Source organism: Dialister succinatiphilus YIT 11850 (genome assembly GCF_000242435.1).
GTDB classification, from domain to species: domain Bacteria; phylum Bacillota; class Negativicutes; order Veillonellales; family Dialisteraceae; genus Dialister; species Dialister succinatiphilus.
On record NZ_JH591188.1, the window covers coordinates 239,498 to 251,766 of the forward strand.

Annotated in this window: 9 protein-coding genes; 4 read left to right on the forward strand and 5 right to left on the reverse strand. The window is 52.2% G+C overall.

The features are described from left to right. Window positions 1–833 precede the first annotated feature (833 nt). Both HMPREF9453_RS12275 and HMPREF9453_RS06450 read right to left on the reverse strand, forming a co-directional pair. Entirely contained in the window at window positions 834–992 is a 159-nt protein-coding gene (locus tag HMPREF9453_RS12275) for a hypothetical protein (RefSeq protein ID WP_008859754.1), read from the reverse strand. Beyond that, window positions 952–1,407, reverse strand: coding sequence for a tetratricopeptide repeat protein (locus HMPREF9453_RS06450; protein ID WP_008859755.1), 456 nt, complete (start codon window positions 1,405–1,407; stop codon window positions 952–954). Before HMPREF9453_RS06450 ends, HMPREF9453_RS12275 begins: the two co-directional genes overlap by 41 nt. A 259-nt stretch (window positions 1,408–1,666) precedes the next feature. Between HMPREF9453_RS06450 and HMPREF9453_RS06455 the strand changes: the two genes are divergently transcribed. Beyond that, window positions 1,667–2,071 carry a PAS domain S-box protein gene (locus HMPREF9453_RS06455; protein WP_198004147.1) on the forward strand — a complete coding sequence of 135 codons (405 nt, stop codon included), beginning with the start codon at window positions 1,667–1,669 and terminating at the stop codon, window positions 2,069–2,071. 132 nt (window positions 2,072–2,203) lie between these two features. Further along, the gene (locus HMPREF9453_RS12400; RefSeq protein ID WP_008859757.1) at window positions 2,204–2,464 is read left to right on the forward strand and encodes a PAS domain-containing protein; all 261 of its coding nucleotides are present in this window, start codon (window positions 2,204–2,206) and stop codon (window positions 2,462–2,464) included. On the opposite strand, the gene HMPREF9453_RS06465 is transcribed toward HMPREF9453_RS12400, so the two are convergent. Continuing rightward, window positions 2,379–2,750, reverse strand: coding sequence for a PAS domain-containing protein (locus HMPREF9453_RS06465; protein ID WP_008859758.1), 372 nt, complete (start codon window positions 2,748–2,750; stop codon window positions 2,379–2,381). The two genes, HMPREF9453_RS12400 and HMPREF9453_RS06465, sit on opposite strands and share 86 nt — an antisense overlap. A gap of 541 nt (window positions 2,751–3,291) precedes the next feature. Here HMPREF9453_RS06465 and HMPREF9453_RS06475 point away from each other — a divergent pair. Then, entirely contained in the window at window positions 3,292–4,656 is a 1,365-nt protein-coding gene (locus tag HMPREF9453_RS06475; protein WP_008859759.1) for a PTS ascorbate transporter subunit IIC, read from the forward strand. 1,163 nt (window positions 4,657–5,819) lie between these two features. After that, window positions 5,820–8,663 (forward strand): isoleucine--tRNA ligase, encoded by a 2,844-nt coding sequence (ileS, locus tag HMPREF9453_RS06480; RefSeq protein ID WP_008859760.1) that lies wholly within the window; start codon window positions 5,820–5,822, stop codon window positions 8,661–8,663. Between the two features lie 548 nt (window positions 8,664–9,211). On the opposite strand, the gene fliB is transcribed toward ileS, so the two are convergent. After that, window positions 9,212–10,222 carry a flagellin lysine-N-methylase gene (gene fliB, locus HMPREF9453_RS06485; protein ID WP_187368059.1) on the reverse strand — a complete coding sequence of 337 codons (1,011 nt, stop codon included), beginning with the start codon at window positions 10,220–10,222 and terminating at the stop codon, window positions 9,212–9,214. Window positions 10,223–10,245: 23 nt separating this feature from the next. Continuing rightward, window positions 10,246–11,910: a ribonuclease J gene (locus HMPREF9453_RS06490; RefSeq protein ID WP_262359549.1), complete on the reverse strand. Its 1,665-nt coding sequence runs from the start codon at window positions 11,908–11,910 to the stop codon at window positions 10,246–10,248. Window positions 11,911–12,269 lie beyond the last annotated feature (359 nt).

Below are 12,269 nucleotides of genomic sequence, written 5' to 3' on the forward strand. Positions count from 1 at the left end.
GCAGAATCTGGCCGACATGATAACGACGGAAGAACGCCGAAGTTTTCTTCGAGATGGATTCCATCTGCTGGGTGGTTTGTGATATACTTTTCATAGCATGAGCCTCCGGTGCTTGGTATGTTTTTGAGCCAACATAATTATACCAAACTGGCAAGACTCATGCTATTTTTCTGTTTACAAAGCCTGGACTTTCAAGGGGTGCAGGGGATTTTTACCTGCGAAGTTTGAGTCTTATTATATAACATTCCTGTAAAAGAAAGGTAAAGGAAGGGGGAGTCAGACAGTGAGACGCTGCAAATGGGCTGGAAGGCAGGAAAGGCATATGAGAAGCGGGGTGCAGGGCCCTGAGATTTCCTCTTTCCATGAGAACTTTCCTCCTTTAAAGGGATTATATAGACAGAGAGAACTGAAAGGGCCCGGAAGGGGCGCCCGCCTCCCTGCCTGTTACGTGCACACACCTTATCAAGGGACAGGTGATGGAGACGGGAAGAACTTCCTCATATGAATCAGATCTCTCTGACGCGTCGAAAACAACCTGTAAAAACTCCTGAAGATGACCTGCCAGACATCCTGGTGGCAAATGGCTATACCAGTTCTTCCTTGACGACACAGATATTCCGCTTAGGCGGCTGCCCCTGGCCGATTCATCGAAGCTGAACGCCTGAGCCCTACCGCGCATCAGCATGGGACGAATCAGGAGTTTTTTGCGTGGGATAAAGGAAGGCAGAAAATCCTATATCTGGCACCGGGGAGATTTCCGGCGGTTTGCCCTTTGGAGAGCGGTGGATCATTCCGGCCTGCGGCGTAAGGGAGTCTTACGCTGTTTCATCTCCTTAAGCAGGAAGGCAAAGCAGCGCCGCGCTGTGAGGTTTGGGACTTCCGCTTCCCTGAAAAAAGAAAGCAGTGAAAGAAGCATCGGTAAAAGCCGGTGCTTTTTTCACTGCTTCGATTTCATCCATGAAGCCGGGCCAGGTCGGCTTTGGCTTCTTCATAGCCTGCCTCCGCCGCTTTTTGGTACAGCTCTTCGGCTTTGGCTGTATCCTTCGGGCAGCCTAGACCCTTTTCATAGAGCCGTCCCAGCCTTGTCATGGCAGGGGCGCCGATGATGTCGGTGCGCTCTGCGGCCCGCTGGTAGAGGGAGAAGGTTTTTTCATAGCTTTGGGAAAGGCCTTCTCCTTTTTCATAGAGCTCGCCTAAGAGCCAGGTGGCGGTGATATCGCCTTTGTCTGCTGATTTTTTATACCAGCTGGCGGCTTTTTTGAAATCCCGGGGCACCCCTTTTCCATTGGCATAGAGAAGTCCGATCCAGCGTCCTGCCTTCATGTGGCCCAGTCTGTCTGCTTCCCGGAAAAAGGCCAGGGCCTTGGCGTCATTTCTGCAGGCGCCCTGATAGAAGCGGATGCCCATGTCCAGATAGGTTCCGGCAAGGGAGCGCTTTTCCTCTTTGCTGAGTCCTCTGGTTGAGGCAAAGGCGGGGCGGACAATGATGACATCCGGTCCGAAGGCGCCAAACCCTCATGTCGGCAGGACATGTCCATAGGGAGCATGACTACCGGTTGTAATAGATTATGATAGATTTTTTGTCTCAGTGGAATTATGCTATTAGTGACAGGTGTATCATATTGTGAGATTGATATTTATAAATATATCGAGGGAGTAAAGAAGCGTGGATATAGAAATGGTGGATCTGCTCCGGAAGATGGTGGATGAAGCGCCCTTTGGCATGTACGTGCTGGATGGGGAGCGGAAAATCATATTCTGGAGTCAGGGAGCGGAACATATTACCGGCTATAGCAGCGAGGAGATGCTGGGAAAGCACTGTTTCAACGGCGGCCTGGATCATATCGACAGCACGGGCCTTCATTTATGCCATGATTTCTGCCCCATGATGTCTACCATTTTTGACGGCCAGTCCCGGGAACAGCCGGTTTTCCTGAAGAACAAGGCAGGGAAGCGGGTGCCCGTTCTGGTGCATACAGAGCCTCTTTTCAGTGGTGATAAGTCCCTGGGGGCTATCGAATATTTCCGGGTTCTTCCGGTCAGTGAATATCCTATACCAAAGGAACGGTGATTGATTTTGTCAGGGATAGATGAAACGGGTACGCTGCTTTCGCAGCTGGATAGAAATCTGCCCGGCGGGATTCTGATTTACCGCGATGATGGGGAGTAGACAATTTTATATGCCAATCCCTGGATGATCCGTATGTTTGGCTGTTCTTCCTTTGAAGATTTCATTGAGACCACCGGCGGTTCTTTTGTGACCCTGGTGCATCCGGAGGACCGGTGCCGGGTAGATAAGGATATCCGGGACCAGATTTCCGGCAGTCCGGAAAAGCTGGATTTCGTCAATTACCGCATTGTCCGAAAGGACGGTTCTCTCAGGCGGGTGGAGGAGTTCGGCCACCGGGTACATGAATTAGATGGCCGAACTCCTCTACCGTCTTTTCCGTTCCCTCCTTTGTGAAGATGCGGTAGTTGACGTAATCAAATACATTGGTTCCGGAAGAAATCTGGCGCTCTATATCCTTCTCCACCTTCTCCACATCCCGGGGGTGGACCAGACTTTTGAAAGATCCGCCGGTGACAGCCATGAAATCGTCCATATCATGGCAGCCGAACATATGAATCAGCCAGGAATTGGCATAGAGAATCTCTTCCTTTTCATCAGCCCGGTACATAAGAACACCGCCGGGCATGCCATCCATGACGTGCTCCAGAATGGCTGTATAAGTCAATGACTCCTGGGTCATAAAAGCTCCTTCATGAATAAAAATTCATCTCTTAAAATATTTGCAATAAAAGATTGTTATGGATTAAGGTACATTTATTTTTTATAACACTCGAATAGGATAGTCTATAATGTACAAATCTATCATAAATGTTCTGGTATATAAAGGCTATGGGGCAAATTAAATTATTTCCGCATCAATTTTTCATTAGATACAGATAAGTAAATAGAAAAAGAAAAAGATAGGAATCAGGGAACCATAGATTTACAGATTTATGAATTTATATACGGAATGATAAGTATATGATTAGAATGATTGACTATCCGGCATTTTCTTCGGGAAGGGCAGCAGGGCAGGGGATGTCCAGGACTGCATGGAAAGCGGTGAAAGGACATATCCGGAAAAGCTCTTTTTGCAGACAGGGGCTTTGGAAATGGCCTTGTCCCGGGCCTTCCATCTCAAGAAACTTTCGTTTTCTTTTTTCTTGACGGCCCTGATAGAAAAGCGTAAAATCAAATTTGTTTTATTTGATTGTCTCTATAGGAAAGCAGAGAGGTAAGGCATGGGAATTCTGGATGTTTTGATGGATGTGGTGAAGCAGCCGGCGCTGATTGTGGGGCTGTTTTCTTTTATCGGCCTCATGGCTCTTCGGAAGCCTTTTCACAAGGTACTGACAGGAACCCTTCGGCCGGTTCTGGGCTATATCATGATGATGGCCGGAGCCAATATCATTGTGGCCAATCTGGAGCCCCTGGGGCAGATGATTCATGAAGGCTTCCATATCACCGGCGTAGTGCCCAGCAATGAAGCCATCGTAGCTTCCGCTTCCCGCCTTCTGGGCACGGAAACCATGTTTATCCTGGTGGCAGGGCTCATGATGAACCTGGTCATTGCCCGGCTTACGAAATTCAAGTATGTGTTCCTCACGGTGCATCACAGCTTCTTCATGGCCTGCCTTCTGTCTGCCGTACTGGGTACCATCGGCCTTTCCGGCGTGGAACTGGTGCTGGCGGGGGGGTTCCTTCTGGGGGCCTGGAGTTCCATATCACCGGCCATTGGCCAGAAATATACGAACCGCGTCACCCACGGCGACCACATCGCCCTGGGCCACTTCGGCAGTCTGGCGTACTATATTTCCGCCTGGGTAGGTTCTAAGGCCGGCAAGGCGGAGGATAATATCGAATCCATGGAAATCCCGGAAAAGTGGGCTTTCCTGAAGGATACCAACGTGTCCACCGCCCTCACCATGATTGTCTTTTTCCTGCTGGCTGCCTTTGCCGCCGGCCCGGACTATGTATCCACAATTTCCCACGGCATGTCCCCGGTCATCTTCGCCATCATGGCGGGCCTTGAATTTGCCGTAGGCGTGGCGGTGGTAAGCAGCGGCATCAACATGATGCTGGGCGACCTCATCCCTGCTTTCAAAGGGGTATCGGAAAAGGTGATTCCCAATGCGGTACCTGCAGTGGACTGCGTGGCTTTCTTCAACTATGCTCCTACAGCGGTGGTGCTGGGCTTTGTGTCCTCCTTCGTCGGCGGCGTACTGGGCATGCTCCTCCTGGGCTTTGCAGGCGGCGTTCTCATCGTTCCCGGTCTGGTGGCCCACTTCTTCTGCGGCGCTGCTGCCGGCATTTTCGGAAATGCCACCGGCGGCCGCCGGGGCGCCGCACTGGGGGCCTTCACCAACGGCCTCCTCATCACCTTTGCCGCCGCCCTTCTCATTCCTGTATTTGAAGGACTGGGCTTCAAAAATACCACCTTCGGCGATTTCGACTTCAACGTGGTAGGCATGGCCCTGTCCATGGCCTACCGTTTCCTGGGAACCTTCGGCATTTACGCCCTCATGGCCCTGGTGCTGGTGGTCCTGGTGGCACCGAATTTCATGAAGACAAAGAACCGGGTCATCAACCAGGACGAAGATACATAAGGGCGTTGGAGGTATTGGACACGCCTGTGGCGGCGAAAACCATGGGCTTTTGGGAGGAACCTTCGGGAAGCTGTATTCCCGAAGGTTGACACGCCCTTACGGGCGTGAGGGTTGAGCCAGCCGCCGGGCCTTTCGGCCCTGGGCTGCCAGGGTTCTGCCTGTGATCGGCTTCGCCTTACAGGCGGGTTGAGGGCTCCGCCCTCGGGAGGTATATAGTACCGCTCCGCTGGAGGAGTACGGCGCCCTTTCGGGCGCCATTTTTTATACCGCCTTTGGCGGCGAAAACCATACAACCGCCCTGCGGGCGAGGAAATGCAATCCCCCTTTGGTGGCTGGCGCCACCACCTTTCCCCCTCTTCGAGGTGGCACAATAACCCGTGCTTACTGTAGAGCCGCTTACGAAGCGAGGCTTCGAGGTGTTTTATTCTGTCCCCCGGATGGGGGAAAGTCCGGCGCAGCCGGATAAGGGGGAGCCGCGTAGCGGCTAATCACCAGAATGCCAATCAAGCCCTGTGGCACAGAAAGCCAATCCCGTAACGTTCTTGCGTCCCCTTTAGGGGAAGAGGGCCACGAAGTGGCGAAGGGGTGGACGGTGGTAAGAATGATTATGATACTCGATGTGGACGTGACCGCCGAAAGGCGGCATTATAATACTCATCGCCCGTAAGGGCGATACCACAACCCTCGGCCTGAAAGGCCGTCAAACTTAAGAACCCTCCGGCCCTCAGGCCGGTCAATCCTAAGAACCTTCACGCCCGAAGGGCAATCCGCCACCCTTTGAACCCTCTGAACCTTCTGAACCCTCTGAACCCTCTGAACCCTCTGAACCCTCTGAACCCTCGCGCCACAAAGGCGCGTCTTTTTTAAAATCCCCTTGACTTATGGCTTTATGATAAGTAAAATATAAAAATACTGACAAGCGTGGATGAAGACGTTTCGCATGGATTGATTCCAAAGAGAGCTTCCGTCTGGTGAAAGGGAGCGTTCAGCCTGCGGGAGGATCACTTCGGAGCTTCAGGGAAGAAAAGCCCTGACGGGACATCGTTAACTGTACCAAGTGGCCGGAAGGTCATGAGGGTGGTACCACGGGAAATGAATTCTCGCCCCTTGCGGGCGGGAATTTTTTATTTTGGAAATTTCTGATTTCCATAGGAGGAATTGAAATGGATTACAGCAAGACTTTACATCTGCCGCAGACGGATTTCCCCATGCGCGGCAATCTGCCGAAGAAGGAACCGGGCTTTGTGGATTTCTGGCAGGAACATGACCTCTATCATGCCAGACAGGAAAAGAGAAGAAAGGACGGCGCACCGACCTTTGTTCTTCATGATGGACCTCCTTATGCCAATGGCAAGATTCATATCGGCCATGCACTGAACAAGACACTGAAGGATATCATTGTCCGCTACAAGCATATGGCCGGCTATGAAGCCAACTATATCCCCGGCTGGGATACCCACGGACTTCCTATCGAATATGCGGTACTGAAGGATTCCGGCGAAGACCGGGCCAACATGACTCCTCTGGAACTTCGCAGAAAATGCCTGGCCTATGCCAAGAAATGGATTGCCATCCAGAAGGCCGATTTCATCCGTATGGGCGTGGTGGGCGATTTTGCCAATCCCTATGTCACCTTTGATCCCCATCTGGAAGCCAAGGAACTGGAAGTTTTCGGCGAAATGGCCAACAAGGGCTACATTTACAAAGGCAAGAAGGCTGTATACTGGTGCCCCCACTGCGAAACCGCTCTGGCCGAAGCAGAAATCGAATATAAAGACAGAAAGTCTCCTTCCATTTATGTCAAATTCCCGGCAGTGGACCTGAAGGGCCTTGCTCCTGAAGGGGTGCCGAAGGACAAGCTCTTTGCCGTCATCTGGACCACCACTCCCTGGACCATTCCTGCCAATGAAGCCATCTGCGTGAACCCGAAGTTCACCTATGTATGGGTACATAACAAGGCAGCCGATGAATACTACCTCATGAACAAGGAACTGGCACCGAAGGCGCTGGAAGAATGCAAAGTAGAAGATTATGAATTTGTGGGCCGTGAAATGACCGGCGCTGAATGGGAACTGGCTACTTTCCATCATCCCCTGCTGGACCGTCTGGCTTACGTGCTGGAAGGCAACCATGTCACCCTGGATGCCGGCACCGGCTGCGTTCATACCGCTCCGGGACATGGTGTCGACGACTTTGAAGTGTGCCAGGACTACAGAAATAAGGGCAAGCTGGATCTGCCCATCATCTGCCCGGTGGATGAAAAGGGCCATATGACCGCGGAAGCCGGTCTGGGCCTGGAAGGCAAGACCATCTGGGAAGCAGAAGGCCCTGTCATTTCCGCTCTCGCTCATGCAGGCATGCTGCTGGGCAAGAAATCCATTCACCATCAGTATGCACACTGCTGGCGCTGCAAGAACCCCATTATCTACAGAGCTACAGAACAGTGGTTTGCATCTATCAATGATTTCAGAGACAAAGCACTGAAAGCCGTAGACGACACCCGTTTCATTCCTTCCTGGGGCCATGACCGTCTGTACAACATGATTCGCGACCGTCAGGACTGGTGCATTTCCCGTCAGCGTTCCTGGGGCGTGCCGATTCCTGCCTTCTACTGCGATGACTGCGGCAAATGGGTGATCACACCGGAAACCATGAAGAAAGTGGAAGAAATCGTGGAAAAAGAAGGCACCGATGCATGGTGGGCCCACAGTGCAGAAGAACTGCTGCCGGAAGGCTTCAAATGCCCCCACTGCGGCGGCACCCATTTCCACAAGGAAAAGGACATTATGGACGTATGGTTTGACTCCGGCTCCACCTGGAACGGCGTCCTCCGCTATCCCCACAAGGAATGGGAAGGCGTGAAATATCCCTGCGACCTTTATCTGGAAGGCTCCGACCAGCACCGCGGCTGGTTCCATTCCTCCCTCCTCTGCTCCGTTGCCGTCAACGGCTATGCCCCCTACAAGGCAGTCCTCACCCACGGCTTCACCATGGACGGAGAAGGCCGCAAGATGAGTAAATCCGTAGGCAACGTAGTGGCTCCCCAGGATGTGATTAACAAGTACGGCGCCGACGTAATGCGCCTCTGGATTTCCTCCGTGGACTACCAGGGCGATGTACGCCTCTCCGACAAGATCATCAAGGCCATGAGCGACGTATACCGGAAAATCAGAAATACCTTCCGCTACCTCCTGGGCAACCTCTATGACTTCGATCCGAAGAAAGACAGCGTAGCCTATGAAGATATGGAAGAACTGGACCGCTGGGCACTGCTCCGCCTGGAACAGGTGAAGGAAACGGTTCTCAAAGCCTATGACGACTACCAGTTCCATGTGATGTACCATGCAGTGCACAACTTCTGCACCGTCGACCTGTCCTCCATTTACCTGGATATTCTGAAGGACCGCCTCTACACCGAAAAGGCGGACGGCAAACTGAGAAGAAGCGCCCAGACCGCCATGTATGAAATCCTTACCACCCTGGTACGTTTGGTGGCACCGGTTCTCTGCTTCACCTCCGAAGAAGTATGGCAGGCTCTCCCGAATAAGGAAGAAAGAGAATGGTCTGTCCATATGGCAGACATGCCGAAAGCCAATGAGAAATATCTGGATGAAGCACTGGACGAAAAGTGGAAGAAACGGCTGGCTGTCAGAAGCGTAGTCACCAAAGCGCTGGAAGAAGCCAGACAGGCCAAGACCATCGGCCATCCGCTGGACGCTGAAGTCACCGTCTACGCCGACGGCGATGAATTCCAGGTGCTGAAGGACATGGAAAAAGAACTGGCCGACTTCTGCCTCGTATCCCAGGCAAAGATTGAAGAAGGCACCGAAAAAGCACCGGAAGGCGCAGCTTCCAATGAAGAAGGCACCGTGAAGTGCTCCGTAGCCGTATGCACCCTGGAAAAATGCGAACGCTGCTGGAAACGGACCCCCGATGTGGGAAGTGATGCCGCTCATCCCCATGTCTGCGCCCGCTGCGCCCATGTACTCCAGGAAATGGGAGAATAATAGAATCCGCTTGACCTGAAAAAGGCAGCAAAAAAGACTGTGAAACATGTAAATCATTTTTCACAGTCTTTTTTCTATCCCATTTTTAAAATCTGCGGCGAAGCCGCCACCGCCACCCTCTGAACCTTTTGAACCTTCTGAACCCTCACACTGAAGGTGTGTCCAAGGGTAAGAAACAAAAATGACACAGGCCGCCGATTGGCGGTCAGGATAACGATGGGGTGTCAAATCGGCGCACTGCCTTGTACACCCTTTGCCTCTTCGAGGCATTCCCCTCAAGGGGAAACGAGAATTATGGAGAGGAAAAACAGAGAGTCATATATTTCATGTACCATTCCGCAGTTTCCCCCTTTGGTGGTGAACGCAGTGAGTCTATCACCAGCATGCGTATCATGCCATATGACCCATAAAGCCAATCCCGTAACGCTGACTTTATAAGCAATCGCCCAAGAGGGCGATACCACAACCCTTGGCCTGAAAGGCCATCAAACTTAAGAACCCTCCGGCCCATAGGGCCGGTCAATCTTAAGAACCTTCCCTTTTGAGCCCTATGAACCCTCACTCCGCAGGTGTGTCCAAATGTTGTCCAGAAGAATGTACACATTTTCCGTATCATATTCCACCTGTTCAGACCATCGGGTGACAGAGCGGATGAGATTTCCTGTTCTGGCATATTCCAGAAGGATGAAAGTCACGCTTTCGCTGCTGTAGCAGGCGGCATCTTCTATGTCGTAGGCCTCGCATTCATCCAGCTGGCGGTAGAAAATGTACCGGTACAGATTGGTAAGGAAATGGGGCGGCAGGTTTTCTGCGAGACGTCCTGCTTTCCGGCTGAGTTCTTCTTCATGGTTTTCCATGAAGGACAGGGATTCTGTCCACTCCCGGTCAATGGGATTTGTCTCCTCCAAAAGCTGCAGCACCTGGTGCACCTGGTCTTTTTGGAAAGAAGGATGGACATGAAGAAGGCGGCGGGGCAGGGAGAGGGAGAGGCGGCTCAGCAGGTCTTCAAAGGAAAGGAGTCCTTTTTCTCCCTTCACCGCAAAAACCATTTCTCCTTCTTCCGCCAGAAGCTGTTCCACCGTTTCTTCGCAGGCCAGCCCTGTACCGGCAAGGGTTACGTCTTCTTCCCTTTGGCTGTCATAGGTAAATTTGTAGAACCGGGGATGGTCCCGGCAGATCTGGCAGAGACTGGAAGGTCCCATTTCCAGAATGAGCCGGCAGAGCCCTTTTTCATTCAGAAAATGGCAGTATCCCTGATGGTTCAGCCGGAAGCAGGCGCTGCCTTCGTCGCCGGTGGTAATCCATGCGTGGAGTTCATCGCCCAGAGGACCGGGGGTGTGCCTGTATGTTTCGGCCGTGTCTTCATCAATATCGATTTCCCATTTCTGGCAGCAGGTGTGGCGGCATTTGTCCGCCTTACAGGCAAAGGAGGGAAAGAAGGTAGGGAAAATGGTAATCATGGCAGGGCTCCTTGGGAATTCAATAGGTTTCCTGTCCGGCGCGGCACCATGGCGGAGCATGCCGGCAGGAAAGGGTTTGTTACAAAAATCCCCGCCCATGGCAGGGCGGGGAGTGGTGATGGTTATTTCACTTCCTGGATAATGGGAAGAATCATGGGGCGCCGTTTGGTGCGGTCGTAGAAATACTTGCCCAGGGTATCGCGGATCTGGGTTTTGATGGCATTCCATTCGGTCACATTGCCGGCTTCGCAGCGGTCCAGTACCGATTCGATGCGGTCCCGGGCTTCCGTAAGCAGGGCTTCGCTGTCCCGTACATAGACGAATCCGCGGGAAACGATATCCGGACCTGCCAGGACCTGGTTGCTTCCTTTTTCCAGTGCAATGACTACGATGACTACGCCGTCCTGGGCCAGCTGCTGGCGGTCGCGGATGACGATATTTCCTACATCCCCTACGCCCAGGCCGTCAACGAATACAGGGCCTGCCTGTACTTTGCCGTTGATCTTGGCGCTGCGGTTGGTGAATTCGAAAACAGAGCCGTTTTCGCCGATGAGGATGTTCTGTTTCTTGACGCCCAGGCTTTCAGCCAGTTCTGCATGACTGCAGAGCATGCGGTATTCGCCGTGCACAGGGATGAAGAATTTCGGGTGTACCAGGGAAAGCATGGTTTTCAGATCTTCCTGGGAGCCGTGGCCTGATACATGGACCCTGGTGGTGGCACTGGTTACCACATGGGCACCCAGTTTCATCAGGCTGTCGATGGTGCGGCCTACGCTTGTTTCATTGCCGGGAATAGGGGAGGCGGAGATAATGACCGTATCGCCGGCGTGAATGGTGACCTGCCGGTGGCTGCCGTCAGCCATACGGGACAGCCCTGCCATCGGTTCGCCCTGGCTGCCGGTGGTGAGAATGCAGAGACGGTCATCCCGGTACCGGTTGATTTCTTCCGGTTCGATGAAGGTGCCTTCCGGCGCCGTGAGGTAGCCCATTTCCAGGGCGATATTCACTACATTCACCATGGAGCGGCCGAAGACGCAGACTTTGCGCTTGTAATGGACGGCGGCATCCACAGCCATCTGGATACGGGATACGTTGGATGCGAAGGTGGCCAGAATGATACGGCCCCTTGCTTCGCCGTAGGCTTCCATGAGGGAACGGGTGACCACGGCTTCCGACGGTGTGTAGCCGGGGTTCTGGGCATTGGTGGAGTCGGCGCAGAGCACCAGCACGCCCCGATGGCCCAGTTCGGCCAGCTTGTACATATCGGTCTGTTCGCCGTCTACCGGGGAGTGATCGAACTTGAAATCGCCGGTGTGGACGATGGTACCGATGGGGGTACGCAGGTAAATGCCGCAGGAATCAGGAATGGAATGGCAGACATGGAAGAATCCGAATTTAAACGAACCGGCTTTGAATTCATCTCCAGATTTGACTACGTGTAAATCATAATTGGAAATATGGGCTTCCTTCAGCTTGCCTTCAATGAGGCCGCAGGTGAGGCGGGTGGCATAGACCGGCGCCGATACATCCCTTAAAAGATAAGACAGAGAGCCGATGTGATCTTCGTGACCATGGGTAATCAGAATGGCTTTGATCTTATCCTTGTTTTCGATTAAATAACTGAAATCGGGAATGACAATATCAATTCCCAGCATATCTTCTTCCGGAAAGGCCATGCCTGCATCAATTACGATAATTTCGTCGCCGTAACGGAAGACAGTCATGTTCTTTCCAATTTCCCCAAGACCTCCCAGGGGAATAATCTGTAATCTAGCTTTTGCCAAGATTCAAATCCTCCTATTCAATTGTTTGGTGCCTATGTTTTTGAAATAAGCAGAAAAATAATGGTAAATATTATGTATGTAAAAAATAAAAAAGCCGTTCCATAGTCGCTTCTCATATTATAGCACAAGGGGGAAGGGGGAGTGGGAAATATTTTATGGAGAGGCGAAGCCCTGTGGTAAAGATCATCGGGCCTTTGGGTCTAAGGATTCAACGGCCTGATAACAGAACGCTCTTATCAGAAACAGGGGGGCATCCCATGCTTACAAGGCATAGGAGAACATTGCCTATAACTATTGGATATTCAAATCTTTCTATATTAGAATATGGGCAGAAAGGATGAGAGGGACGAAAGAGCCCCCCC